Raw genomic sequence first — 25,501 nt, 5'->3', positions numbered from 1 at the left:
GTCAGGCGCCGACGCGGCGCAGCAGACCCTCCTGGACGGCGCTGGCGATCTGCCGGCCGTCCGTGGTGAACATCCGCCCGGTCGCCAGCCCTCGCGCGCCGGACGCCGACGGGCTCCAGCAGTCGTAGAGGAACCACTCGTCGGCACGGAACGGCCGGTGGAACCACAGCGCGTGGTCCAGGCTCGCGCCGACCACGCCGCCCGGCCCCCACACCTCGCCGTGCACGGAGAGCACCGAGTCCAGCAGGGTGAGGTCGGAGGCGTAGGTGAGCGCGCACGCGTGCAGCAGCGGGTCGTCGGGCAACTTGCCGTCGATGCGCATCCAGACCCGCTGGTGCGGGTCGGCCGGTCGGTCGCCGGGGCGGACCCAGCCGGGCTCCCCCACGTAGCGCACGTCGATCGGGCGGGGGATCTGCCCCCACATGCCCAGGCGCTCGGGGTAGCGGGAGAGCCGGTCGGACATCGTCGGCACGTCCTGCGGCGGCGGCACGTCCAGCGGGGCCGGGGCCTGGTGGTCCAACCCCTCCTCGGCCCGCTGGAAGGACGCCGACATGAAGAAGATCGGCCTGTCGTGCTGGAGGGCGACCGCGCGACGCACCGAGAACGACCGGCCGTCGCGGATGTTCTCCACCTGGTACTCGATCGGCTCGGCCGGATCGCCGGGGCGGACGAAGTAGCCGTGCAGCGAGTGCACGAAGCGCTCCGGATCCACCGTGCGGCCGGCGGCGACCAGGGCCTGACCGGCAACCTGGCCGCCGTACACCCGCTGTGGACCGACCGGGGGGCTCATCCCCCGGAAGGTCATCTCCCCGGTCGGGTCGAGGTCCAGCACCTCCAGCAGCTGGTCGACAGCCGCCTGGCCGACCGCGACCCGACCATCGCTCACTGCAGCGCCCGCGCCGACGCCGCGTCGACCAGCGAGCCGAGCTGGTGCACGCGCAGCGTGTTCGTCGAGCCGGGGGTGCCGGGCGGGCTGCCCGCCACGATCACCACGTAGTCACCGGGGTTGGCCCGGTCGAGGCCGAGCAGCGCCTGGTCGACCTGACGGAACATGTCGTCGGTGTGCTGCACGAACGGCATCAGGAAGGTCTCCACGCCCCAGGTGAGGGCGAGCTGGTCGCGCACCTCGGGGACCGGCGTGAAGGCCAGCAGCGGCAGGTCGCAGTGCAGGCGGGACAGCCGTCGCACGGTGTCGCCGGTCTGCGAGAACGCGACGAGCGCCTTGGCGTTGATGGCCCGGGCGATCGACGAGGCGGCCACGGTGAGCGCGCCGCCGTGCGTACGCGGGTCGTGCTGCAGACGCGGCACCCCGATCGAACCGGCCTCGGTGGTCGTCACGATCTTGGCCATGGTGCTGACGGTGAGCACCGGATACTTGCCCACGCTGGTCTCGCCGGAGAGCATGACCGCGTCCGCGCCGTCGAGCACCGCGTTGGCCACGTCCGAGGCCTCCGCCCGGGTGGGGCGGGAGTTCTCGATCATGGAGTCGAGCATCTGGGTGGCCACGATGACCGGCTTGGCGTTCTCCCGACAGAGCTGCACGGCGCGCTTCTGCACCAGCGGAACCTCGTCCAACGGCATCTCGACACCGAGGTCGCCACGGGCGACCATCACGCCGTCGAAGGCCAGCACGATGGCCTCGAGGTGCTCCACGGCCTCCGGCTTCTCGACCTTGGCGAGCACCGGGCGGAAGACGCCCTCCTCGGCCATGATGTTGTGCACGAGCTTGATGTCCTCGGCCGAGCGCACGAACGAGAGCGCCACCAGGTCGACACCGAGGCCCAGGGAGAAGCGCAGGTCCTCGGCGTCCTTGTCCGACATGGCGGGCACGCTGACCGCCACGTTCGGCAGCGAGACGCCCTTGTTGTTGGAGACCGGGCCGCCCTCGGTGACGAGGCAGCGGATGTCGTTGCCGGTGACGTCGGTGACCTCGACGGCGACCCGACCATCGTCGATCAGCAGCCGGTCGCCGGGCTTCACCTCGTGCGGCAGCTTGGTGTAGGTGCAGGAGACCCGCTCCTTGGTGCCGAGGATGTCGTCGCCGGTGATCACGACCGAGTCACCGGTGCGCCACTCGTGCGGGCCGTCGGCGAACTTGCCGAGCCGGATCTTGGGGCCTTGCAGGTCGGCGAGGACCGCCACCGGCTTGCCGGCGGCCTCGGACGCCTCCCGGACCAGCCGGTAGACGGCCTCGTGGTCCTCGTGGCTGCCGTGGCTGAAGTTGAGCCTCGCCACGTTCATGCCGGCCTCGACGAGACCCCGGATGCGCTCCGGGGACGAGGTGGCGGGTCCAAGAGTGCAGACGATCTTCGCGCGGCGTGTCACGCCCATCAGGCTAGTCTCTCCTTCAGGTCGGACTCGGGGCCGACCCCTTGCAGGCAGTGGAACAGGTGTCCAACGACGCGTGGCACGCGTCGGGCCGGCGGGCGCAAGCGCACCGGAACGTTGTGGCGACGGGCAACGGCGACCGCGCGCCGGGAATCGTACGCCTCCGCGCGGAGCCGGTGTCGGGCCGCTCCCGGCGACGGCCCTCTGCGACGCCCCCGGGACGGGCCGAGCGGGCACGGCGGTGAGCAGGTCACGCGGCTCGTGCGTCGCCTGGACGGCCGGGGACGGCCGGCCCACGCCGTACGCGCGACGGTAACACCGGCGCCGGCCCCGACGCCGTCAGCGGCCTGACACCCGTCTCCGGATCGACGGTCAGTTACCGGCCTTGACCAGCGGGAACTCCAGCGAGCCGGCCGGGCAGAGGAAGGTCAACACGTCCACCCGGTAGAGGCCGGCCTGCACCGCCGGGTCGGCCTCCAACACGCTGCGCACGTCCTCGACGCTGCCGGTGCGGGCCAGCCCGAAGCCGATCGGCGGCTCCGGCGTACGGGCCGGGCCGTCCACCGAGCCGGAGACCAGGATGATCCCGCTGCGCTGTAGCGCCCGCATGTGCTCGGCGTGCTCGGCCTGCAACCGCTGCACGGTCTCCGGGGGCAGGGCCCGTCCGGCGGCTCCGGGATAGATCACGATGCACTCGTACGTGTCGAGCGCGAAGTCGACCTGCGGCACCTGCGGCATGGCCCTCCCTCCGCCGTCGCGCCGGCCCGGTCCGACGCCGACGCCCGAGCCGGCGTCACCGGCACGCGCCCAGCCTCGCACGTCGAAAGGGGCGGTACCCGTCGCTCCGCGCAACTCCCCCGGGTCGGTCACCGGGACGGACGGCATCCGGACACGGGCACGTGGGCGCACCCGGTGTGGTCACCGGCTACGGTGGACGGTCCAGATGTCGGTGGCGGGAGGTCGGGATGAGTGACGACGGGCCGACGTCGAGCCCTCTGTCGTACGCCGAGGTGACCGACGAGGCGTACGCCACGCGGGCCGCGGCGGACTTCCGGGCCCAGGAGTTCGAGTTCGCGGTGGTGCTCAGCGGGCGCTGTCCCCGGTGCGGCCACGCGAGCGCCACCACGCTCGTCGACGCGATCTACCGCAAGGACGCGGCGACCTCCGACCCGGGCTACCGGACGCTGCTGTGCGAGTGCGAGGCCGAGCACCCGGGGTGCCCCGCCGGGCTGCGGGGCTGCGGGGCGTACTGGACGCTCTGGCTGGAGGTCGAGGCGTGATCCGTCTCCGTCCCGGCCCGCCCGCGACCGTGGCCGACCTACGCGGCGCGCAGCAGCTCGCCGGACTGCTGCGCGGCGAGCTGGAGCGGGTACGCGCGGCGGCGCTGGCCTGGCGCAACGGCCTGGGTGGCCTGCTGGTGGCGCTGGTCGGGTTCAGCCTGATCCGGGGCCGCTCCGACGTGACCACCCTCGCCGCGGGTTGGGGCGCGCTTGTCGGGTTGCTGCTGCTCGCCGCGCTGGCCGCGGGCGTGGCCGGAGCGCTCGCGCTGCTCCGCGCGGCACACGGGCCGCTGACGGTGACCCCGGTGGCGGCTCTCCCGCCGGCCCCGCTCGGCGATCACCGGGAGGCGATGGCGGCGGTCCGGTCCCTGCGCATCGGGGTGGGGCTGGTGCTGCTGTGCACCACGCTGCTGGTCGCCGCCGTCGGCGTGACCTGGTACGCCCCCGGCCGCTGATCCTCCTACGCTGAGCGGCGCTCAGGGGCCCAGGTGCGCGTAGCCGGCCCAGGTGTCCGGATGGTCGGGTAGGGCGGCGCGCAGGCGGCGGACGGCGGCGTGCAGGGCCACCGCCGCGCGGTCCGGAGCGATCCCTCCGCTGACCGCCAACCCGTCGTACAGGTCGACGCAGAGCCGCACCGTCAGCGCGTCCGAGATGGACCACAACGCGCCGATGACGTGCCGGAAGCCGGCCAGTTGAAAGGCCGTGCCGAGGGTGAGCGCCTCGTCCGGCAGGGCCGCCCCGCCACGTACCGTCTCGCAGGCGGAGAGGACGGCCAGCGCGGCCGGCCGCCCCGCCGGCCGCCACAGGTCGCGGACGCTGAGCGCGCCGCCCGCCAGCTCGAGGCGTCCCCGGGTCGGGAAGCGCAGGTCCTGCGTACCGTGGCAGGACAGGTGCGCGACGGGCTGCTCGGGCAGGGCGTCGAGCACCGTCGCCGGGCCGGCCGCCGGGCCGATGAGCGAACGCACCCGGCCGAGGTGCCGTCGGACGATCTCCTCCTCGCGCGCCACGCCGGGCAGGTCGGCCAGGCCGGGCGTCTGTGGCATGCCGACGAAGAGCGCCGCGTCGACCGGTCCGGGAGCTGTCGGTCCGGCCCGGCGGGCGTGCGTCAGCGCCCGTAGCGAGGCCGTGTAGGACGGCACCACCCGGTCGAGCAGCCCGTCGCCGCCGTCGGCCGGGCCGGCCGCGTGCAGTGGTAGGAGGGTGAGCACGCCCGTGGGGCACCACCACAGCCGGGGCCAGCCACCGTCCGCCGGCTCGGCGTCGGCGGCCGGCGGGGTGGGCAGGGCCACCTCCAGGACGGGTACGGCGATGACGCGCCACAGCCAGTCCAGGGTCTGGGCGACCTCGGCGCGGGCCGCCGCGTGCCGACGTTGTACCTGCGGCGGGGTGACGTCCGCCGCCGAGGGCCCGGTGAGCACCGCGATCGCGCCCAGGAAGCTCGCCGTACGCACGATCAGCTCGGCCAGGGTCAGCTCCGGCAGGGGCACGACGGTGACCCGGCCGCCGGCGACGACCAGCGCGTCGCAGCGCCGGTCGGCGACGTTCACCAGCACCACCGGTCCGTTCGCGGCGGCCCGGGCCAGATCGTCGAAGGGCGGCGGGCGGAGGAAGTCGGCGAAGCCGGGCCGGTCGCGGATCTCGGCCAACAGGTGGCGGCGGCGGGTGGCGAGGTCGTACCGCTGCTCCGGCGTCGTTCCGGTCGCGGCGACCGACCCGCCACGTTCCCACCCGTCCGGCGACACCACCTGGCTCGGCGGCCGCGACCCGAAGCCGTCGAGGGCGGCTTGGAGGTCGGCGAAGCGGTTGGCGAGGCGGGGCGCCCGCGCGCGGAGCGCGGCCAGGTCCGCGCCCGCGTCGTGGGCGCGGGTGAGCAGGACTCCCCGGCCGTATTCGAGCAGCTCGACCGCGCGCTCCGGGCGGTTCAGGGCGATGGCGACCGCCGCCGCGTCGCTGGCCAGGCCGGGGAAGCGTCCGAGCAGGCGGGTCTGGTCGTCGGGGTCCATGCCGTGCCAGGCCACCAGGTCGATCAGCTCGATGGCGGTGGTGTACCCGTCGAGCGCGGCCGGCAGGTCGCCCGCCTGGGCGGCGTGTGCCGCGTACCGGCCGGCGGCTGTCGCCCGCAGCAGCGACGGCGCGGACTCGACGCGGGCGGCGGCGCGCAGCGCGGCGGTCGCCTCGGCCAGCGCGCCGGAGTCACCCGCGCCGGTCTCGGCGACCCGCTCCAGGGCGGTGGCCAGGTTGCTCAGGCACATGGCGCGGCCGGGATGCTCGGGGATCAGCTCGTCGACCGCCTCCCGGTAGGCGGTCAGCATGGCGCTGGCGTCGGCGTCGGCGTGGCCGGCCTGGTGGCGCAGCAGGAGAGCGCTGCCGAGGTTCGTGAGGATCCGGTGCCGGTCCCCGCCGGCCGACGGCCGCCGGCTCAGCGGATCGAGCAGCCGGACCGCCTCGTCCAGCGCCGGCAGGTCGCCGTTGAGGCGATGCCGCAGCAGGTGGGCCAGCGCGTGGGTGCCGACCGTCTGGGCGTACTCGGTGGGGTCGGCCTCCTGTTCGGCCAGCTCAGCGGCCTCGCGCAGCGCGCCCACGGCGGTGTCGGAGTCCTGGGCGATACCGGTCGCGACCTCGTCCGTGGGCCCGCCGCTCGCGGGCAGCGCGCCGTCGAGGAAGAGTTCGACCCGACGGTTCAGGGCGGAGCCGTAGTTGGTCAGCGCCGGCAGACGGTCCGGATGCCCGGGTGGCGTCGATTCGACCACCCGCGCCAGCACCTCGATCGCCTCGGTCAGGGTCGCCAGGTCCTGCGTCGAGGCGAAGAGCGCCTGCAGCACGAGGCCCAGGTTCGAGCGGTACCGGGGCAGCGACGCGGTGTCCGAATCGGCGGCGGCCACGGCCGATCGCAGCGCGACCGCAGCCGGCTCCAGCAGCGTTGGCTCGCCGGCCAGGTCGGAGAGTTCGCGAAGGGTGTTGCCGAGGTTGTTGAGCACGTGGGGGCGCAGCGGGTCAGCGCGGGGCAGCAGCCGTTCCGCCTCGATCAGCGCGTCGCGGCCGGCGCGCAGCGCGCTCACCCCGCCGAGGTCGGCGTGGCCCAGGGCGAGCGCGTGGCCGAGATCGGCGAGCCGACGCGCCCGCTGGACGGGGTCCCGGGCGGCGCCCACGGTGGCGCGCAGCACCCGTACCGCCTCGGTGATGTCGTCGGCGCGTCGGCGCCGCTCGTACCGGGTCACCAGCAGACCGCCCGCGACGTGCCGCAGGTCGTCGCCGTCCGTCCCGTCGGGCGTCGACCCGGACGCGGTGGCGGCCCGGTACGCGTCGATCGCCGCGTCGAGGTCGGCCGGGGCGGCGGTGGTGTGGTGCCGCTCGGCGAGCAGGGTGGCGAGGCCGAACTGGGCGGTGCCGGCGAGATCCGGGGCGAGGCCACCGAACCCGGTCAACGCCGACCGGTAGGCCTCGATGGCGGTGTCCCGGTCGGCGGGCATCCGGTCGCGCGCGAACCGCTCGGCGAGCGCGGCGCCGTGCAGCGCGGCGACCCGGGGGTCGGCGCTGTCCCGGGCGGCGGCGAAGGCGTTGACGGCCTCGTCGAGGTCACCCGGTCGCCGGTGCAGCCGCCACCGGTCGCGCAGCCGTTGGCCGAGGTTCATCCGCGCCATCGTGCGCACCGGTGTGCCCGGCGCGGCGACCCGGACCGCGTCCCGCAGCGCGGTGATCGTCTCGTCCAGCGCGGCGGGGTCGTGGTCGACGTCGTACGTGTCGCCCAGGACGTTGCCGAGGTTGAACAGCCGTACGGGACGTTCCGGGTCGCCGACGCCGGTCGCCTCCAGGCTCTCCCGGTGCGCCTCGACGGCCCCCGCCAGGGCCCGTCGCCGGCCGAGATGCTGGAACTGGTCGCGGTGGACCCTGCCGAGGGCGGACAGGTAGTGCAGGCGCTCGGGCGCACCTGCCGGCGTACCGGCCAGCGCCTGCCGCAGCAGCGCCTCGGCCTGATCAGCCGCCCGGTAGTCGCGGCTGGTCTCGGCGGCGGCCATCAGGAGGACGGCCTCGACGTACCGGGAACTCGCCGTCGCGTCGCGGGCGGTGGTGTCCACTCGGGCGGGCCGGGGGCGCGGCGGCCGGCCCGCCGCCTCAGCGGAAGCGGGCCGGGAGCGCAGCAGCTCCAGCAGCGGCGGCGGCACCCGTTCCGGCGCGAAGCGCAGCAGAAACTCGGTGAGCCGCAACGCCTGGTCGAGGTCGTCGGCGTCCTCACCCGACGGCAGTAGCTGATAGCGGTACCAGTGCAGGCCGGCCAGGAGGGACATACCCTCGGCGACCCGCTCGGGCAGCGGCCCGTCCGGGGACGTCGCGGTCACCAGGTCGGCGACGGCCTCCGCGTCGCGGATCGCGCCGGAGTCGAGGACCGCCCGTCGATCGCCGGTGGCCCCGAAACGTTCCAGCCGCTCCCGCAGCCGCCCGATCGGGTCGGGTCTGAACCGTCGCCACATCGCGCCTCCCCCGCGCCGGCCGCGCCGACTCGGATCAGGCGTAGCAGACCGGACACGGAGCGCGCTAGCCGTCATCGTGTCCCGGCACACAATTGGGCGGGCCCCGGCATGGCGGACGGATCCCGGGGGACGATCACTGGGGTCGGCGGAGTGTCGTCCGGCCCCCGCCACGGCGAAAGACGATGAAGGATGTGCGTATGGCGACCGACATCAGTAAGCAGCCCGCGAAGGCGTCCGGCACGTACCGGATCGGGGGCGACATCACGGTCAACCGCCTCGGCTACGGGGCGATGCAGATCACCGGCCCGGGCGTGTGGGGCGATCCGAAGGACCCGGCCGAGGCGGTACGGGTGCTGCGTCGGGCGATCGAGCTGGGCGTGACGTTCATCGACACCGCCGACTCGTACGGGCCGTTCGTGTCCGAGATGCTGATCCGCGAGGCTCTGCACCCGTACGCCGACGACCTGGTCATCGCGACCAAGGCCGGCCTGACCCGGTCCGGCCCCGGCGACTGGCGTGCGGTGGGCCGCCCGGAATACCTGCGTCAGCAGTGCGAGCTGAGCCTGCGTCACCTGGGCCTGGACAGCATCCCGCTGTACCAGCTGCACCGGATCGACCCGCTGGTTCCGCTCGCCGACCAGCTCGGCGAGCTGGCGCTGCTGAAGCAGGAGGGCAAGATCCAGCACATCGGGCTGTCCGAGGTCAGCGTGGAGCAGGTCGAGCAGTCGCGGGCGATCACCGAGATCGTCTCCGTGCAGAACCTGTACAACCTCGCCAACCGCAGCGCCGAGGACGTGCTGGACTACTGCGAGCGCAACGACCTGGCGTTCATCCCGTGGTACCCGATCGCCACCGGCGAGCTGGCCCGGCCGGGCGGCCCGCTGGACGCGATCTCCAACGCGCACGGCGCGTCGCCCGCGCAGCTCGCGTTGGCCTGGTTGCTGCGTCGGTCGCCGGTGATGCTGCCGATCCCCGGCACGTCGTCGGTGGCGCACCTGGAGGAGAACGTCGGCGCCGCCGACGTACGGCTCACCGACGACGAGTTCGAGGCGTTGGCCAAGGCGAGCTGATTCGCTGGTCCGGACGCCGCCGGTTCAGTCGACGGCGTCCGGGCCGATCTCGCGGGCGGCGCGCAGCGCCTCGGTGGCCTGGGCCAGCAGACGGGCCGAGTCGGTGCGCCCGCTGACCTGCAACTCGACCTCGGTGTCCCCGGACTGGATCCGGATGCTCGCCTCCGTACGCTGCTGGTCCACCCAGGACTGCAACAGGTTGAACAGCCCCGGCAGCAACCCCTGGGCCAGCACCGCGATGATCACGGCGTCACTGAAGCCGGGCCGTCCCCCGCCACCGCCGGCCGCCCGGACCACCGGCCGGTACTCCGGACGGCGGTGGATCCAGGTCAGCAGGTCGACCGCGGTGGGCTGTCGTTGTCGGGGGTTGATGGTCAGCCGGACGGGCAGCCGCGCGGCGGCGTCGCTGTCGGTCACCGTGGGTCTCCCGGTCAGTCGGAGTCGGAGGCGGCTTGGAAGGTGACGGCATCCCCGTCGGCGGTGGCGAGACCCGCGACGGTCAGCGCGCTGTCGTCGCTGAACGGTGAGCTGGTGCCGAAGTACGTGGTGGTGCCGCTGACCTGCACCCGGCCCTGCCCGTCGACCGGCGTGGACACCCGGGCGGTGCTCGGGCCGGTCAGCTCGACGGCGACCTTCGGGTACTCCAGGATCTTCCAGGTGACCTTCTGCGCCGACCCGCCGTAGTAGCGGAACGGGCAGCCCGGCGGTGCGGCGACCGTCTGTTTGGCGCACTCGTCCAACCAGGCGCGTACCCGGGTCTGGACGGCCTCGACCGCCGTCGGCTTGAGCACCGGGGCCAGTTCCAGGATCGCCGATCCCTCCCCCGGGCCGACCAGCAGGGTCTCGGCGGGCGTCTCGCTCAGCGCGCTGGACGGGCCGGTCGCCGTGTACAGGCCGGGCAGCAGCACCAGCGGCGGACCCTCGGTGGCGACCGGTAGCTCCACCCCGTTGAGGCGTACGCCCGGCTCGGCGATCGACGAGTTGAGCGGGATCGGCCCACCGGCCAACCGCCAGCCGTGGAACAGACCGGCGGTGGTCTCCTCCTCGCGCCGCAGGGTGAGGGTGGCCGTCTTCGGCGCATCACCCAGCCGGTACGCCACCGTGGCGGTGGCCGTGTCGTCGTCACGCTCCAGGGAAGTGATCTCGACGTCGGTCGGTGGCTGGTAGCCCTTGCCGCGCAGCAGTTGGGCGAGGAGCCTGTGGTCGGTGCCGTCGCCGGAGTCGGCGAGGTGGTCGAGCGCGGCCTCGCTGTCGCGGTCGGCGAGGGCGGAGAAGAATCCGTCGACCGTCGCCTGGGGGCGGAAGAACGCCCACTGCACCACGCTCAGCCCGCTGGCGCCGAGGCAGGCGACGAGGGCGAGGATGCCGACCAGCAGCCAGGTGCGGCGGGTGCCGACCGGGCCGCTGTGGCCGAACAGCCGCTCGGCGGTGACCGACGCGGCGACGTCGGCGGGTACGCCGGCCTGGGCGGGCGCACCCGCCACCGACGCCCGCTCCAGCGCGTCGAGCCGCAGCTCGTGCGGCGGGTGGGTGGCGCAGACAGCCTCGTCCCAGCCGCTGCGCCCGCTCTCGAAGGAGAGCCGCCGCTCCAGGATGCGTCGCAGCCCGTCGACGTGCCCGGTCAGCACCGCGCCGAGGTCGGCCCGGTACTCGGCAGCCCGTACGTCGCGGGCGTGCAGGGGCAGCACCACGTACCGCATGGTGAGCAGCACCGGCCAGAAGAACAGGAACACCACGAAGTTGGTGGCCGGGTGCGGGAACGTCCGCATCAGCCAGGTCGGCAGGGCGTGGGCGAGGGTGAGTGGCAGGCCGACGCCGCGCACGAAGGCGCTGGTGATCTCGTCCCCGGTGCGCCAGTGCACCAGCTCGTGGCTGAGCAGCGCCGCGACCTCGTCGTCCGGCTCGCCGAGCACGGCGGTGGTGACCACCACGTGTCGGGCGTACGTGCGGGCGTTGCTCAGGACCGGGTCGTCCTCCATGAGCAGCCGGGGCACACTGGGCAGGCCGAGTCGTCGCGCGCAGTCGTCCAGGATCGGGCGCAGTCGTGCGTTCTCGCGGCGGCTGGGCTGGCGCGCGCCGGACACCACCAACAGGCTCGGCTCGAGCAGCACCCGGTACAGCGTGTAGACGACGCCGATCAGCGCCGCCGCGACGACCGTGCCGATCAGGCCGGTGAACAGGGCGAGAGGCTCGTCCACAACGGTCAGCCAGGGCAGCACCAGCACGGCGAGGAAGCCGGCGAGGAAGCCGACCACGAACCCGGCCACGCCGCCCAGCATCCCGCCGGAGCGGCTGAGGAACGCGTCCAGCAGCGAGCCGATCAGTGGCGCGTCGCGCAGCACCGTGGGGAGCTGGTCGTCCGCGCCGGCGCCGCCGGCGAAGAGGCCGACGACGGCGAAGCCGAGACCACCCCAGAACGCCAGGAGCAGCGCGATCGGCAGGTAGAACCAGGTGGCGACGAACGCGCCGAGCACGCCCCGCCAGTCCCGCAGGATTCCGGCGCGCAGCCAGACCAGGGCGTTCGGGTAGCCCGGTGGCCGGTCGGCGAACCCGCCGGTGGGTGGCGGGGTGTCGGCGGCCGGGGGTTCGGCGGCCCGGACGTCGAGCTGCGGCACTGTCGGCGGTGTGCTCTCCGGCGGCACACGCTGCGGCTCGGTCATGCCTGCTGCTCCCTCTCGACGGGTGACGCCCACTGTCGGCAGTGGACGGCCGGAGCAGGTTATCGAGGACGTCTGATGTCTGCCACACCGTTTCCGAGGATCGTCACGCAACCGACACTCGTCGTCGCGGGCCCGGTGCGGCGGTCCCCGCAGGACCGCCGCACCGAAGGGCTCAGACCGCGAGGCAGTTGGGTCGCACCGGGCCGTCGACCAGGGCGCCGCGCACGATGGTGTACGCCGTGCCGTCGAGCACCAGGCCCAGGTGCCCCACCACCCGCAGCGGGCAGTACGCCTGGACGAGAACGTTCGTCGCGCCGTCGTTGACGACGGCGTTGCCGGTCGGCCGCACCAGTTCGTCCTGGAGCGTGCGGATGGTGGTGTAGCGCACCGAGCCGGGGGTGTCGTCGCCGGAGTTGAGGTCGGCGAGGAACGCCGATCCGATGGTCATCTGTTGGCAGGCGACGATGCCCGCGCAGCTCCCGAGGCCGAGGAACGCCACGATGTTGGCGACGTACGTGCCGTACTGGGGTGTGCCCAGGCTGACGTAGCGGCCGATGGTGGCGGTGCCGCCGAGTCGTTTGAGGTAGTAGCGGCTGACCAGCCCGCCCTCGGAGTGGGCGACGACGTCGACGCTCGCCGCGCCGGTGCTGGCGCGCACCTGCTCGACGTACCCGGCGAACGCGCGGGCCGAGGCGGGGATGTCACCGAGGCCCAGTCCGGGCAGCTGGTAGATGAAGGTCCGGTAGCCGTCGGCGCGCAGCCGGGCGGCGATCGGTTCGTACGCGACAGCGACGCCGCTGAGCCCGCCGACCACGATGACCGGGTTGGCGACGGCGGCGGCGGTGGTCGCGGCCGGGACGACGGGGGCGGCGATCGCGGTTCCCGCCGAGGCGAGGAGGGCGGCGGTGGCCAGGGACACGACGAGGACGGTCTTTCGGAGCAGCATGGCTGCACCTCCGGGGGGAGGCGCCCGACGATCCGGGCAGGTGGGTGGGGGTTTCCGGTCGACCGTGCGACGATGATGCCCGCAACAATTCGGCAACGTCAATGACTTGTTACGCGCCAGTAACCCGTTGTCCCGTCGACGGCGCAAACCGGCAAATCGGTCGCACTCCACAACGGACACCGAGGGGCACCCGCACACCCCCGCCCGTCGACGACCGGTGGCATGCTGTGGCCGTGGCCGCCGACGAACCCCCCGACCGCCAGTTGCGGGTGATGCCCTGGTGGCTGGTCCTGGTCGGCCTGCTGCTCGCCGCCGTACTGGGCTGGCTGGTGCTCGGCCTGCTGCTCACCGAGGCCGACCGGGCCGTCCAGCAGGACACCCGGGCCACGCTGCGCATCGACGCGATCCGCACCGGCCTGACCGTGGTCGCCGGCACCGGCGGCGGGCTGGCCCTGCTGCTGGCCGCGCGCCGGCAGTGGATCGCCGAGCGGGCCCAGCGCCACCAGGAGACCGTCGCCGCCCGCGACCAGGCCCACCGGGACCGGGTGCAGGCACACGCCGAGTCGGTGGCCGAGGCCGCACAGCGCCAGCAGGACCGGCAGTCGACGGCCGCCGAACACGACGCGGCCGAACGTCGGCTCACCGAGCTCTACACCCGGGCGGTCGAGCTGCTCGGCAACGACAGCGCGGCGGTACGCCTCGGCGGGCTGCACGCGCTGGAGCGCCTCGGGCAGGACAATCCGTCACAGCGGTCGACGATCGTGGCGGTGCTCTGCGCGTACCTGCGGATGTCCCCGCCGGACGACGAGCCGCGCGAGACGGAGGTCCGGCGCACCGCGCAGCGGGTCCTGACCCGGCACCTGCGCGAGCACGACGAGACGGCGCACTGGCCGGGCGTCGTGCTGGACCTGAGCGGCGCGGCGCTCGTCGACTTCGACGCGGCGGGCTGCACGCTCACCGACGCGACCTTCACGGGAGCGGCGTTCACCGGCGCGACCAGCTTCGCGGGCGCGACGACGACGGGACGGCTGCTGCTACGAGCGGCGAGCTTCGGCGACCTGGCCCTCGACGGCCTCACGGCCGGCGGCGAGGTGGTCCTGGACGACGCCCGCGTCCAGGGCCTCGCGAGCTTCGAGGGGGCCGATTTCGCCGACGGACTGTACTGCCGGCGGTCCCGCTTCGCCGGGCAGACCTCGTTCCGCGGGGCGACGTTCGGTCAGCCCAGCAGCTTCGACGCGACCCGCTTCGAGAACGACACCACCTTCCGGGAGTCGGTCTTCGACGGCGCCCTGTCCATGGAGCACAGCGAGTTCGGCGAGTCGGCCAGCTTCTACTCCGCCCGTTTCGCGAACATGGCGCTGTTCCGCTGGACGGTCTTCGAAGGGGAGGCGTCTTTCGACCGTGCCCGCTTCACCGACGCCGCGAACTTCGGCCGGGCCCGGTTCCACCGCATGGCCAGTTTCCGCGACACGCAGTTCAGCCGGCCACCCCAGGTGGAGCAGGCCCGGGCGGTCGTCGATCCCGGCCACCGGTGGCCGACGGGCACGGTGGTCAGACGCTTGGACGACGAGTGGCTGGTGCTCGTCGACGAGTGAGCCCCGTCAGCGGGTGGCGGCCTTCGGGCGCAACCCGTCGAGGGCCACACCGAGGACCCGGTCGCGCTGCTCGGGCGAGGGGAACTGGGCCATCGTGAGCCCGCTGATCAGGCGCACCACGTCGTCGAAGCCGACGTCGTCGCGGACCACGCCGGCCGCCTGGGCGCGACGCATGAGCGGCTCGCCGGCGGCGTAGATCTCCGTCCGGCAGGTCCCGAAGATCTCCGAGTCGTGCAGCAACTGCTCGGCGAGCGCCCGCTTCGTGGCGACGTACGCGACGAAGCGGTGCAGCCAGGCGACGAGGGCGTCCCACGGGGGCAGCTCGGCCAGGTCCTCCGCCGACCGACTGAGCGCCCGGACCTCCTCCACGTAGACGGCCTCGAAGAGGTGCCGCCGGGTCGGGAAGTTGCGATAGAGGGTCCCGATGCCCACCCCGGCCCGGCGGGCCACGTCCTCCAGGGAGGCGGCCGCGCCGTTCTCGGCGAACGCGTCACGTGCCGCGGCGATCAGGGCGTCGTAGTTGCGCCGCGCGTCGGCCCGCTTGGGCCGCTGGGCGAAAACCTCGGGCACCCCCGCGCTGGTCATGACGTGCGTCACCTCATCCTGGTTGCATCCGGAGGCAACCCTCCGCTAGCTTAGTGGAGGCACCCCTCCGGAACTCCCGGAGGCCTGCCTCCGGATAGCTTACCTCGGGAACCGCCCGATCCGCCTGGCCACCCGATCGCCCGGACCCGACAACCCGCCCGCCGCCGACGACGGGTGACAGACGCCTCCTTCCGTACCATTTCAGGAGTTTTCTCTCGTGGCAGTGACCTCCCGACGCAGCTCGCGTCGGCTCACCTTCACCGTGCTCGCGGCCGGCGCCGGATTCTTCGCGATGCTCCAGTCGCTGATCACCCCGGTGCTGCCGACCATCCAGCAGGATCTGCACACCTCCCAGAACACCGTGACCTGGGTCCTGACCGCCTACCTGCTCTCCGCCTCGATCTTCACGCCGATCCTCGGACGGGTCGGTGACATGGTCGGCAAGGAGCGGATGCTCGTCGTCTCGCTCGCCGCCCTCGCCCTCGGCTGCCTGGTGGCCGCCATCGCGCCGAACATCGGCGTGCTCATCGTCGCCCGGGTCGTGCAGGGCATTGGCGGCGCGGTCTTCCCGCTGTCGTTCGGCATCATCCGCGACGAGTTCCCCGCCGCGCGGGTCTCCGGCGCGGTCGCCGCCATCTCGGCGATCGTCGCCGCCGGCGGTGGCCTGGGCGTCGTCCTGGCCGGCCCGATCGTCACCGCGCTGGACTACCGGTGGCTGTTCTGGATCCCGCTGGTCGTGGTGGGGCTGACCGCCGTCGCCGCGTACCTGTTCATCCCCGAGTCCCCGGTGCGTACCCCCGGTCGGATCGACTGGCGGGCCACCCTGCTGCTCTCCGGCTGGTTGGTCGCGCTGCTCCTGCCGATCAGCCAGGGCGCGGCCTGGGGCTGGACCAGCACCCGGGTGCTCGGCCTGCTCGCCCTCGCCGTGGTGCTGCTGGCCGGCTGGCTGACCGCCGAACTGCGCTCGGCCAACCCGCTGATCGACATGCGGATGATGCGCCTGCCCGGCGTCTGGACCACCAACCTGGTCGCCCTGCTCTACGGCGGATCGATGTTCTCCGTGTACGCGTTCCTGCCCCAGTTCGTGCAGACCCCGACCGCGGCCGGCTACGGCTTCGGCGCCAGCATCAGCCAGGCCGGTCTGCTCATGCTGCCGATGCTCGTCGCGATGTTCGTCGCGGGCATCCTCGCCGGCCGGCTCCAGGCCGTGTTCAGCGCCAAGGCGCAGCTCGCCACCGGCGCGGCGTTCAACGTGGCGGCGTCGGCGATGCTCGCCGCCGCGCACGCCACCCGCTGGGAGGTCGCCGTCGCCGGTGGCCTGGTCGGCCTCGGCATCGGCCTGGCCTTCGCGTCGATGGCCAACCTCATCGTCGCCAGCGTGCCCGCCAGCCAGACCGGCGTGGCGACCGGCATGAACGCCAACATCCGGACCATCGGCGGCGCGATCGGCGCGGCCGTGGTCAGCGGCGTGATCACCGCCCACCCGCAGGCCAGCGGCCTGCCCCGGGAGGCCGGCTTCACGGCGGGGTTTCTCCTCCTCACCGCGATCGCCCTCGCCGCCGCGCTCGCGGCCCTCGCCGTCCCGTCCGCCCGGCGGGCGTCGGCCGGTCGCCGGCCGTCCGCCACGACGATCGTCGAGTCCGAGCTAGCCGGCGAGTTCGCCACCATGCCGGCCACCCGCTGAGGCCCGCGTCGCAGCCCGGGCGGTTCGCCGCCCGGGCTGCGCCGTGTGTCGGAGTACGCTGGCCGGTCGTCACCCGTCGTTCGTCAGGATGTGCCATGCCCGACTTGCTCACCGCCGACCGTATCGACGAGATCGGCGCCCTCGGATCGGGGAGCCCCGACCCGGCGGCGCTGGTCACCGAGCTGGTGAGCGCCGTCGACGAGGGACGGGTGGCCGACCCCGCCGACACCGGGTACGCCCTGCTGGTCGCCGCGGACATCCTGGACCGGGCGGGTGACCTGGCCGACGCGCTCGCCCTGGCCACCCGCGCCATCGCCGAACAGCCCGACGACAACACCCATGTCCGCGCCGTGCGCGGCGGCCTGCTGCTGCGCCTCGGCCGAGTCGACGAGGGCCTGGCGGAGCTGTCCGAGCTGCGTCCGCTGCTGGAGACCGACCCCGACGCCGTCCACCTGGTCGACAAGCTGACCGAAGCCGGCCACGCCGAGATGGCGGTCGAATGGCTCACCGCGGCGCTCGACGCGATGGTGGACCGCAGCCGCACCCACCAGCACGAGTCCGAGGACGCCCAGGACACCGCCGCCGCAATGATCTACGGGTTGGCCCAGCGGCGGCACGACCTGCGCGAAGAGTTGGGCCTGCCGCACGACGAGCACGACACCCTCGCCGACCGGCTGCGCGACGTGGCCAGCCATGCCGCAGACACGCTCGACGACGGTCCGGCGACGCTGCTGTTCTGGCCGAAGCCGGAGTTCGACGCGCTGCTGGCGCGCTGGCCGGCCCTGGCCGAGAGCTATCCGAGCACCTGGGACGAGCACCGCGCCCAGATCGAGCGCGCCCTCGTCGACGCGTCCGGGCTCGGCGGCGGCGACCTTGGCATCGTGGCGGGCAGCGTCGAGACTCTGGCGGCCTTCGCGGGCGCCGACCCCATCGACGAGGAGACCCTCGACGAGTACGCCGACAGCCTCGACGACGCGGGCATCACCTCCTGGCCACCGGGCCGCAACGACTCCTGCTGGTGCGGATCGGGCACCAAGTACAAGAAGTGCTGCCTGCCCCGCTCGCGCGCCTGACCGCGCGCCGCGCCTGATCGCTGCCGCGCCGTTGCGCGGCTCCCGGGGAAGCGATGTCCCCCGAGTCTCTGATGCCTGTGAGTCATCAAGATGACTCACAGGCATCACGCTCACCCGTCCAACCGCCCCCAGCCGACGGCCAGCCAGCACCGGCACGATCGATCGATGGTGGCGAGTCCCGGCGATGGCTACCGTGACCGTGGAAACGCACCCACTCCATCGAGGAGGACCGCCGTGCGCCGCGTCACCACCACCATCGCCCTGCTCTGCCTGTCCCTGTTCGCGCTGCTCGTACCGACCCCGGCGAGCGCGGCCAGCACCGTCGAGGTCACCTCGGCGAAACTGATCGCACGCGGCGTCGCCGTCGACCTCACCCTCACGGTGACCTGCGAGGCCGGCCGATCCGCCGGCGCGGAGATCAGTTTGCGTCAGCGCTCCGGCGACAACGTCGCGTACGGCAGCGGCGGGCTGCTCTTCACCTGCACCGGCGTTCCGCAGGCCGTGACCGGCCGGGTGTACGCGGAGAGCGGCGGCTTCGCCTTCAACCGGGGCATCGCGCTCGCCACCGGGAGCGTGTCGCTGTGCACCCCAATCGACTGCGACTACTCGCCGCGCATCGAGGGCGAGGTCCGCGTCACCCGCTGACCGTCACCGGAGTGCTCGCGGCAACTCCCCCGCGAGCACTCCGGCCTCGTCAGCTATCCGTCGGCTGAGGTGGTGGGTGGGTTGTGCCACCACCACTCGTGCTCAGTTCCCCAGCGCGCGGACCTTGGCGATCGTCTCCTGGACGTGCTGCTTGGCCGGCTCGCCGCCCTGGGAGGCCTGCGCCAACGCCTGCCGGTACGCGTCGATCATGCCGACCAGCGGCCCGGCGGCGACGCCCTCCAGCGCGCCGGCCACGAGGCTCCGCGCCTCGGCCGCGTCCTGTGCCGCCGCTGCCGTCTTGGCCTTCGCCTCGTCGAGCTTCTGCGACGCGGCCGCCAACCTCGCGATGATCTGCGCTGCGCTCACGCGCACCCTCCCCCTGGTCGACCATCGCCTCCACCACCACACCGGCGGAGACCACAAGGGAGCGTACGAGATCCGCGCACAGAGTGCGACCGCTCGATCGCCCAGTCGTTCGCGAAGATCACCTGATGCTGACCAGTCACCGCCGGCGTCCGACGAACTGGTACGCATCAAGTGATCAAGACTCGCATCACCGGGTGGCGGCGCTCGGCCATTTTCCGCCGGATCTGGCACTCTGGCGGGCGTCACGACGGGGAGGAAGGTACGCCGGGTGGAAGCGCTGAGCCCCACGCAGCGGCCACTGGACCGCGATCAGGTGCGTCGCTACGTGCAGGCGTCCTTCGGCGCGGGCCACCCGATGGCGGACTGCGGGCCGATCACGGGTGGCGGCTTCGCGTCGGTGTGGTGGGTGGCGCTCGACGACGGGCGCGAGGTGGTGCTGAAGGTGGCGCCCCGGGCCGACGTGCCGCTGCTGCGCTACGAGCAGGGTCTGTGCGCGGCCGAGGCGCGGTACTTCCGCCTCGTGTCCAGGCGCGTGCCGCAGGTGCCCGTGCCGCCGTTGCTGCACCACGGCGACGATCCGGAACTCGGCGAGTGGCTGGTCAGTGGCCTGATTCCCGGCCGTTCGCTGCGGGAGTGGGCAGAGTCGGAACAGCACCTCGACGACGCCCCCGCCCGGTACGAGTTCGGAGCCGCGATCGCCGCGCTGCACCGGGTCAGCGGCGACCGCTACGGGTACGACGGTGGCCGGGCCAGCGGCGCGACGTGGCGCGAGGCGTTCACCGCCATGCTCGACGGGCTGCTGGCCGACGCGGCGGACTGGGACGTCCCGCTGCCCACCTCGCCGGAGAAGATTCGGAAGCTGCCCGAGCGGTACGCGTCGGTGCTGGACGAGGTACGCCGGCCGGCGCTGCTGCACTTCGACGGCTGGGACGGCAACGTGCTCGCCGAACCCGAGGCCGAGGCCGACGGCAAGCTGCGCCTGCGCGGGATCGTCGACGGTGAACGGTTCCTCTTCGGCGACCCGCTGATGGACCTGGTGTCGCCCCTGATCTACCGGCGGGTGGAGGACGAACCGGACAACCCGTTCCTGCGGGGCTACCGGGCCGCCGCGACCGATACGGTGGTCTTCGACGAGGCCACCCTGCGTCGGCTCAGCCTGTACCGCCTGCACCTGTACCTGTTGATGACGGTCGAGATGCCCAGCCGGGGAATCACCCGCCAGAACCGGCCGGACCGGTTCGAGCGACTGGCCGACCTGTTGGATCACGAGCTGACCGAGCTGCGGCGGGCAAGCCCGTCGGCCCTCGGCTGACGGCAGCGCGGCTCGGACGACGGTCGTCAGCGCAAGGCGCGGAACAGTAGCAGGTAGCCGCAGTAGCCCAGCGGCACCAGCAGGAAGCAGATAGCGAACCCGAGCGGCAGGTACCGCGGCGGCGTGCCGGCGACCATGGCGGGCCTCCCCCACCGCCCCAGCACCAGATAGCCCGCGAAGAACGCCAGCGCCGGCAGGCCCGCGCAGATCCACGCGCCGAGGGTGAAGCCGTCGACCAGGCCGATCCCGGACGCGAGCACCAGCGTCAGCATGAACACCCCGGCCGCCGCCCCGCAGGCCGCGTAGACGGCGACCGCCCGCGCCAGCGGCGACCACGTCGGCAGCAGCGCCGGTCGCTGGGCCAGCAGCTCGGCCTGCTGCCCGTGCCGGTCGGCCTCGTCGGCCATCCGCCGGGCCAGCTCCAGCTCCACCACCGGGTCGACCGCCGCCGCGCGCTGCGTGGGCACCCCGCCGCCCGCCGGGCTCACGGCCGTCGGCAGCGCCAGCCGCGCCTGGCCCGCCGGCAGTTCGGGGTACGCCCCGACACCCGACCGCCCCGGCGCGCCGGCTGCGCCGGCGGAATCCCCGTCCCCAGCCTCGGGCGCCGCGGGCGGACCGGACCCGACAGGCGGGCCGGGCGCCGCAGACGGACCGAACCCGACAGGCGGGCCGGGCGCCGCAGAGGGACCGAACCCGGCAGGTGGGGCCGGCCAGGTGGCGGGGTCACTCGGTGGGCCGGGCGGGAACGGTGGGCCGGGCGGGGCACCGGCGGCACCGGCGTCCGGCGGCGGAGCAGCCGGCGGCTGGTCGACGCCGATCGCGCGACCGAGCTGGTCGAGACGCTGCCCCTGGGCGGTCAGCCGCTGGTGCAGGTAGTCGGCGGCGGCGTGCAGGTCGCGGCGGCGCGCGGACTCGGCGGCGGCGTCCCGCTCACCGGCGCGGCGGTGCTCGGCGAGCTGTCGGGCCAGCGCCGCGTACTCCTCGAAGGACACCGTCAGCGCTCCCCGTCCGGCTCGTGCCCGTCGCGGGCGAACGGCACGATCAACCTGGTCCGCTGGTCGTGCCGGTCGACCAACAGCGCCCGGTCGGCGCGGGGCGTGTAGGCCAGGTCATGCACCCCGAGGTGCAGGGCCAGTTCCGCACCGGGCACGTTGAGCGCGACGAGGCAGGCGACGTCGTCGCGGTTCTGGGTGCCGCCGAGGTCGTCGGAGAGCCGGCGCAGGCCACGCCACCAGGCCAGCAGGTGCACGCCCTGGGCGGGCCCCTGGCGCAGCACGGCCCGCAGGTCGTCCAGGCCGGAGCGGAACGTCACCGGGTCGGCCGCCCCGAGTACCGGCGCGGCGGCGTCCATCCCGAACACCACCAGGTATTCCCGGCCGGCCGGTTCGGCGGCCAGCGCGGCGATCCGGTCGCGCAGCCCGGCCGCGTCGAGGCGGTGCACCGGATGACCGGCGGCCCGGAGCGTGGCCTCGGTCTCGGCGGCGACCGGGTCGGCGGCGGTGACCAGGGAGGCCACCTGGAACCGGACGTCACCGGGGTTGTGTTGACGGGCCAGGCTCAGGGCGGCGGCGCGCAGCACGTCCGCGCCGGCCGGTGCGGTGCCGACGACGGCGAGGTGCCGGCCGGGGGTGGTGTCCATGAGGAACAGCGCGGTGGTGCCGTGCACGTCGACGGTCCGGCCGACCAGCGCCATGGGGCGTCGGCCACCGGGGCGCAGCCCGGCGAAGGTGGGATCGTCCTCGACACGGGCCGCCTCGTACCCCTTGAAGACCGCCGGTGCCCGCGAGCCCGGCGGGCGGGCCTGCCACAGCTCGTGGCGCAGCGCGGCGAGGTCCCCGGCGGCGGCGTGCGCGTCGGGGAAGCGCAGCACGGTGTCCGCGCCGACCGCGCCGGCGGCGGTGTTGATGACGGCGGCGCCGATGGGCAGGGCGGCGGCGGCATCGTTGAGCTGGTCGAGGACGCCGCCACCGCCGGGCAACGCCACCCGCAGGGCGAACTGCCCGAAGATCGCCTCGGCCCGACCGTAGAGCGCCTCGATCCCGGTCATGCTCTGGCTGGCCAGCACCAGGTGGATGCCGTACGAGCGGCCTTTGCGGGCCAACTCCTCCAGCAGGTCGACCGATTCGCGGGCCAGGGCGTCGTTGCCGGCCAGGAGCACGTGGAACTCGTCGATGACGGCCACGATGCGCGGCAACGGGCTGTCTCTTGGCAGGTCGGCGAGCTTGGTGACGCCGTGCCGCTTCAACGCGGTGGCCCGCCGCTGTGCCTCGCGGCGCAACTCCCGCAGCACCGCCAGGCCGTACTCGCGGTCGGACTCGATGCCGACCGCGCGGGCGTGCGGCAGCCAGGACGGGTCGCGGCCGGTGGGCACGAACTCGCTGAAGCTCACGCCCTCCTTGAAGTCGAGCAGGTAGAGCTGCAACTCGGCGGGCGAGTACCGCGCGGCGAGGCCGTACAGGACGTCGAGGAGGAAGACCGTCTTGCCCGCGCCGGTACGCCCGCCGACCAGCCAGTGCGGGGTGACGTCGTCGAAGGCGACCGTCAGCAGAGTGTCGAAGGCGACCGTCAGCGGCGTGCCGCCGGCCCGGCCGACCACGGTGCGCAGGCCGTTGGCCGCCGACTCGGCCCAGCGCCGCTCGGGCAGCAGCGCGGCGAAGGGCAGCGCGTCAGCGCGTCGGGCGGCGGCGCCGACGTGCTCGGCGAGCGCGCGGACCGACGCCGGCGGCGGGTCGCCGTCGAGCAGCACGGGGGCGGCGAGGCCGCTGCCGTCGGCGCTGAACGGGGCGCCGGGCGGGTCGCCGACGTGCGCGTACCCGTCGCTGAGCCGGATGGCGGTGGTGCTGCCCAGCGGCGGCGACGTCTCGCCGGGCAACCGGGACGGATGGCCGGCGAGGAGCACGCAGACGGCGGCGGCCGGGCCGGCGTGGGTGAGCGCGGCGAGTCGGGCCAGCTCCCGTGGCGCGGGGGCGGCAGTGGCGACCACCAGCAGCACCTGCCGGGTGGCGGGCTCGGCGTGTTGGGCGGCGCGGGCGTGCCGTTCGGCGGCGTCCAGCAGGGCGGTCACCTCGGCCTCGCTGGTGGCCGGCGGGTCGAGCACCCCGGCGTCGAGCAGCGGGCGCAGCGGGCCGAAGGTCGCGCCCAGCGCCGCGGTGTCGATGCCGGCGACCCGGACCCGGCCGGGCGGCGCGGTGGCCACGAGTCGCAGCACCAACGCCCGCAGCAGCGCGGCGACCCGCCCGTCCCGGGCGTCGGTGTCCAATGCCAGGTGGTGGCCGCCGCCGAGTGGCACGAGCACCGCGAAGCCGCCGTCCTCGGTGGACGCCTCGCCGACGCGCACCGCGACCGGGTCGTCGGTCAGGGTGGCGACGCCGGGAGTCGGTGTGGCCAGCGCGCCGCCGAGGCGCGCGAGCCGGGCGACGAGGTCGACCCCACCGGCGCGGGGCGTCGGAGGCGGCGCCGCGCCGAGCACGGCCCGGGCCGCGTCCAGATGGGTACGGGCCGCCCGGTGGGCGGTGACCGCCTGCCCGTACGCCGACGCGAGCCTGCCCACGCATCGCCTCCCACGCCACGGCTGTCCGGTTCGCGCAAACCCTAACGGACAGCGGTGACGCCGGGACAGTAACCGACCCCCGCTTTCGGATCGTGGCGACGACGCCTCCCCCCGCGCGCCAGGCCAGCGACGTTCACAGTTGTCGATTAGGTTGGCGGTGCGAAAACCCCGATGGAGGGAGTGCACCTCGTGCGTCGAGTCCTCACGGCGGCCACCGCCGCCCTGACCCTCACCACCGCCGGCACCATGCTCACCGGCGCGCCCGCCGCCGCCGCCCCGACGGCCTGGGGCCGACCGGTCGTCACCGCCGCGCCGCAACCCGGAGCGGCGGGCCTGGGCGACACCTATTACCCCGACTACGGCAACGGTGGCTACGACGTCTCGCACTACGACGTCCGGCTGCGCTACGAGCCGGCCACCGACCGACTCACCGGCACCACCACGATCCTCGCCACCGCGACGCAGGACCTCTCGACGTTCAACCTGGACTTCCTGCTCGACGTCGAGTCGGTGCGGGTCAACGGATGGGAGGCCGGCACCAGCACCGCGGGCACGCACGAACTGGTCGTCACCCCGGCCCGCACCATCAGCCGGGGGCAGCAGCTCACCATCGTGGTGCGCTACGGCGGCATCCCGTCCGAGACCCTGGTCGGCGGCTACACCGGCTGGACGCGTACCGACGACGGGGCGCTCGCGGTCAACGAGCCCGAGTCGGCGTGGTGGTGGTTCCCGAGCAACGACCACCCGCTGGACAAGGCCACCTTCGACATCTCCGTGTCGGTGCCCACCGGCGTCGAGGTGATCAGCAACGGCGTGCAGCCGAGGCCGCCCGTGGCCGAAGCCGGCAACCGCACCCGCTGGATCTGGCGGACCACCTCCCCCACCGCGACCTACCTGGCGTTCATGGCCATCGGCCAGTACGACATCGTCACCGACACCACCCCGGGCGGCCAGCCGGTGATCAACGCGTACAGCACGTCGCTGGGCTCGCTCGGGCCGGCCGCGCGGGCCAGCATCGAGCGCACCGGTGAGATCGTCGACTGGGAGAGCGGGATCTTCGGCCCGTACCCGTTCGAGGCGCTGGGTGGCGTGGCCGGCCCGGTGGACGGCATCGGCTTCGCCCTGGAGACGCAGACCCGCCCGGTATACGCCGCGGGCTTCTGGCGGCGCGGCGCCAACACGTACGTGGTGGCCCACGAGAACGCCCACCAGTGGTTCGGCGACTCGGTCTCGGTGGCCGAGTGGCGCAACATCTGGCTGAACGAGGGTTTCGCCTCGTACGCCGAGTGGCTCTGGTCGGAGGAGCAGGGCGAGGGCACCGCGCAGGAGGTCTTCGACTTCACCTACGCGAGCTACCCCGCCGACGACGAGTTCTGGCAGGTGCTGCCCGGTGACCCGGGCGCCGACCGGGTCTTCGACGACGCGGTGTACGACCGGGGCGCGATGACGCTGCACCAGCTCCGGCTGGCCGTCGGCGACGACGCGTTCTTCGCGATCCTGCCGGCGTGGACGGCCGAACACCGGTACGGCAACGGCACCATCGAAGAGTTCCAGGCCCTGGCCGAACGGATCTCCGGCCTGGACCTGGACGACCTCTTCACCACCTGGCTGTTCACGGCCGGCCGTCCCGACGTGGCCAGCGCCGCGCGCAAGGCCACCCCGCCGGCCGAGCCGAAGTCCTGGTCCAAGATCCGCGAGTCCCACCAGCTGCTGTCGCACTAGGGTCTGGGGCCGGGAGCGCCCGTCGTGTGGCGGGCGCTCCCGGCCTCTTGCGGTCGTGCGGGGTGTGCTGGGTGCCTGTCGAGCTGCCCCGTTTGTGGGGCAGACGGCGGCACCGACACCACGAGCGTGCATGGAACGACCGCAGCGCACAGCTCGACCCCACCCGCACGGGCACAGGCAAAGCAAAGGCGCGGGTACGGGCACGGGCGCGGGCGC

20 protein-coding genes are annotated in these 25,501 nt (G+C 73.8%); 9 read left to right on the top strand and 11 right to left on the bottom strand.

Annotated elements, in window-relative coordinates:
- Window position 1: 1 nt before the first annotated feature.
- From AB0I89_RS17360 to AB0I89_RS17350, 3 genes are all read right to left on the bottom strand, one after another.
- Complete coding sequence (locus tag AB0I89_RS17360) at window positions 2-886, bottom strand: acyl-CoA thioesterase II (RefSeq protein ID WP_357127156.1); 885 nt, start codon at window positions 884-886, stop codon at window positions 2-4.
- The gene (gene pyk, locus AB0I89_RS17355) at window positions 883-2,331 is read right to left on the bottom strand and encodes a pyruvate kinase (RefSeq protein WP_355049534.1); all 1,449 of its coding nucleotides are present in this window, start codon (window positions 2,329-2,331) and stop codon (window positions 883-885) included. Before pyk ends, AB0I89_RS17360 begins: the two co-directional genes overlap by 4 nt.
- A 369-nt stretch (window positions 2,332-2,700) precedes the next feature.
- Window positions 2,701-3,066: a YciI family protein gene (locus tag AB0I89_RS17350; RefSeq protein ID WP_355049533.1), complete on the bottom strand. Its 366-nt coding sequence runs from the start codon at window positions 3,064-3,066 to the stop codon at window positions 2,701-2,703.
- A gap of 227 nt (window positions 3,067-3,293) precedes the next feature.
- Between AB0I89_RS17350 and AB0I89_RS17345 the strand changes: the two genes are divergently transcribed.
- Both AB0I89_RS17345 and AB0I89_RS17340 read left to right on the top strand, forming a co-directional pair.
- The gene (locus AB0I89_RS17345) at window positions 3,294-3,608 is read left to right on the top strand and encodes a hypothetical protein (RefSeq protein ID WP_357127151.1); all 315 of its coding nucleotides are present in this window, start codon (window positions 3,294-3,296) and stop codon (window positions 3,606-3,608) included.
- A complete protein-coding gene (locus tag AB0I89_RS17340; protein WP_355049531.1) occupies window positions 3,605-4,063 on the top strand; it encodes a hypothetical protein in 459 nt (152 codons plus the stop codon). The genes AB0I89_RS17345 and AB0I89_RS17340 overlap by 4 nt, the downstream gene beginning before the upstream one ends.
- A gap of 21 nt (window positions 4,064-4,084) precedes the next feature.
- Here the strand turns inward: AB0I89_RS17340 and AB0I89_RS17335 are convergent, their stop codons facing one another.
- Complete coding sequence (locus tag AB0I89_RS17335; RefSeq protein WP_357127147.1) at window positions 4,085-8,077, bottom strand: CHAT domain-containing protein; 3,993 nt, start codon at window positions 8,075-8,077, stop codon at window positions 4,085-4,087.
- A 197-nt stretch (window positions 8,078-8,274) separates the two neighbouring features.
- Here AB0I89_RS17335 and AB0I89_RS17330 point away from each other — a divergent pair, with 197 nt between their 5' ends.
- A complete protein-coding gene (locus AB0I89_RS17330; protein ID WP_357127143.1) occupies window positions 8,275-9,147 on the top strand; it encodes an aldo/keto reductase in 873 nt (290 codons plus the stop codon).
- Window positions 9,148-9,171: 24 nt separating this feature from the next.
- Here AB0I89_RS17330 and AB0I89_RS17325 read toward each other — a convergent pair whose 3' ends face one another.
- The 3 genes from AB0I89_RS17325 to AB0I89_RS17315 form a co-directional block, all read right to left on the bottom strand.
- Window positions 9,172-9,564 (bottom strand): hypothetical protein, encoded by a 393-nt coding sequence (locus AB0I89_RS17325; protein WP_357127140.1) that lies wholly within the window; start codon window positions 9,562-9,564, stop codon window positions 9,172-9,174.
- Window positions 9,565-9,578: 14 nt separating this feature from the next.
- Window positions 9,579-11,807 (bottom strand): M48 family metalloprotease, encoded by a 2,229-nt coding sequence (locus tag AB0I89_RS17320; RefSeq protein WP_357127137.1) that lies wholly within the window; start codon window positions 11,805-11,807, stop codon window positions 9,579-9,581.
- A 172-nt stretch (window positions 11,808-11,979) separates the two neighbouring features.
- Window positions 11,980-12,753 (bottom strand): alpha/beta fold hydrolase, encoded by a 774-nt coding sequence (locus AB0I89_RS17315; RefSeq protein WP_357127134.1) that lies wholly within the window; start codon window positions 12,751-12,753, stop codon window positions 11,980-11,982.
- 233 nt (window positions 12,754-12,986) lie between these two features.
- On the opposite strand from AB0I89_RS17315, the gene AB0I89_RS17310 reads away from it, so the two are divergent.
- Window positions 12,987-14,348, top strand: a complete 1,362-nt coding sequence (locus AB0I89_RS17310) for a pentapeptide repeat-containing protein (protein WP_357127130.1) — start codon at window positions 12,987-12,989, stop codon at window positions 14,346-14,348.
- Window positions 14,349-14,354: 6 nt separating this feature from the next.
- On the opposite strand, the gene AB0I89_RS17305 is transcribed toward AB0I89_RS17310, so the two are convergent.
- Entirely contained in the window at window positions 14,355-14,933 is a 579-nt protein-coding gene (locus AB0I89_RS17305) for a helix-turn-helix domain-containing protein (RefSeq protein ID WP_357127127.1), read from the bottom strand.
- Between the two features lie 217 nt (window positions 14,934-15,150).
- Between AB0I89_RS17305 and AB0I89_RS17300 the strand changes: the two genes are divergently transcribed.
- The 3 genes from AB0I89_RS17300 (at window position 15,151) to AB0I89_RS17290 (ending at window position 18,335) form a co-directional block, all read left to right on the top strand.
- Window positions 15,151-16,617, top strand: coding sequence for an MFS transporter (locus tag AB0I89_RS17300; RefSeq protein WP_357127124.1), 1,467 nt, complete (start codon window positions 15,151-15,153; stop codon window positions 16,615-16,617).
- Window positions 16,618-16,712: 95 nt separating this feature from the next.
- Complete coding sequence (locus AB0I89_RS17295; protein WP_357127121.1) at window positions 16,713-17,690, top strand: SEC-C domain-containing protein; 978 nt, start codon at window positions 16,713-16,715, stop codon at window positions 17,688-17,690.
- Window positions 17,691-17,924: 234 nt separating this feature from the next.
- Window positions 17,925-18,335, top strand: a complete 411-nt coding sequence (locus AB0I89_RS17290) for a hypothetical protein (protein ID WP_357127118.1) — start codon at window positions 17,925-17,927, stop codon at window positions 18,333-18,335.
- Window positions 18,336-18,437: 102 nt separating this feature from the next.
- Here the strand turns inward: AB0I89_RS17290 and AB0I89_RS17285 are convergent, their stop codons facing one another.
- Window positions 18,438-18,701: a DUF6244 family protein gene (locus AB0I89_RS17285; RefSeq protein ID WP_007462863.1), complete on the bottom strand. Its 264-nt coding sequence runs from the start codon at window positions 18,699-18,701 to the stop codon at window positions 18,438-18,440.
- 268 nt (window positions 18,702-18,969) lie between these two features.
- On the opposite strand from AB0I89_RS17285, the gene AB0I89_RS17280 reads away from it, so the two are divergent.
- A complete protein-coding gene (locus tag AB0I89_RS17280; RefSeq protein ID WP_357127115.1) occupies window positions 18,970-20,013 on the top strand; it encodes an aminoglycoside phosphotransferase family protein in 1,044 nt (347 codons plus the stop codon).
- Between the two features lie 26 nt (window positions 20,014-20,039).
- On the opposite strand, the gene AB0I89_RS17275 is transcribed toward AB0I89_RS17280, so the two are convergent.
- On the bottom strand, window positions 20,040-21,005 hold the full coding sequence (locus tag AB0I89_RS17275; protein ID WP_357127112.1) for a hypothetical protein: 966 nt from the start codon (window positions 21,003-21,005) through the stop codon (window positions 20,040-20,042).
- 2 nt (window positions 21,006-21,007) lie between these two features.
- Window positions 21,008-23,563: an FtsK/SpoIIIE domain-containing protein gene (locus tag AB0I89_RS17270; RefSeq protein WP_357127109.1), complete on the bottom strand. Its 2,556-nt coding sequence runs from the start codon at window positions 23,561-23,563 to the stop codon at window positions 21,008-21,010.
- 189 nt (window positions 23,564-23,752) lie between these two features.
- On the opposite strand from AB0I89_RS17270, the gene AB0I89_RS17265 reads away from it, so the two are divergent.
- Window positions 23,753-25,285 carry a M1 family metallopeptidase gene (locus AB0I89_RS17265; protein WP_357127106.1) on the top strand — a complete coding sequence of 511 codons (1,533 nt, stop codon included), beginning with the start codon at window positions 23,753-23,755 and terminating at the stop codon, window positions 25,283-25,285.
- Window positions 25,286-25,501: the final 216 nt, after the last annotated feature.

The organism is Micromonospora sp. NPDC049801 (assembly GCF_040656575.1).
In the GTDB taxonomy this organism is placed as follows: domain Bacteria; phylum Actinomycetota; class Actinomycetes; order Mycobacteriales; family Micromonosporaceae; genus Micromonospora.
The sequence above is the reverse complement of the archived record's forward strand: the minus strand, read 5'-3'. Positions and strand labels throughout refer to the sequence as shown.

Coding starts and splice junctions, on each gene's coding strand:
- pyk (WP_355049534.1), bottom strand. CDS start 2,331: ATGGGCGTGACACGCCGCGCGAAGATCGTCTGCACTCTTGGACCCGCC.
- AB0I89_RS17350 (WP_355049533.1), bottom strand. CDS start 3,066: ATGCCGCAGGTGCCGCAGGTCGACTTCGCGCTCGACACGTACGAGTGC.
- AB0I89_RS17345 (WP_357127151.1), top strand. CDS start 3,294: ATGAGTGACGACGGGCCGACGTCGAGCCCTCTGTCGTACGCCGAGGTG.
- AB0I89_RS17335 (WP_357127147.1), bottom strand. CDS start 8,077: ATGTGGCGACGGTTCAGACCCGACCCGATCGGGCGGCTGCGGGAGCGG.
- AB0I89_RS17330 (WP_357127143.1), top strand. CDS start 8,275: ATGGCGACCGACATCAGTAAGCAGCCCGCGAAGGCGTCCGGCACGTAC.
- AB0I89_RS17320 (WP_357127137.1), bottom strand. CDS start 11,807: ATGACCGAGCCGCAGCGTGTGCCGCCGGAGAGCACACCGCCGACAGTG.
- AB0I89_RS17315 (WP_357127134.1), bottom strand. CDS start 12,753: ATGCTGCTCCGAAAGACCGTCCTCGTCGTGTCCCTGGCCACCGCCGCC.
- AB0I89_RS17305 (WP_357127127.1), bottom strand. CDS start 14,933: ATGACCAGCGCGGGGGTGCCCGAGGTTTTCGCCCAGCGGCCCAAGCGG.
- AB0I89_RS17295 (WP_357127121.1), top strand. CDS start 16,713: ATGCCCGACTTGCTCACCGCCGACCGTATCGACGAGATCGGCGCCCTC.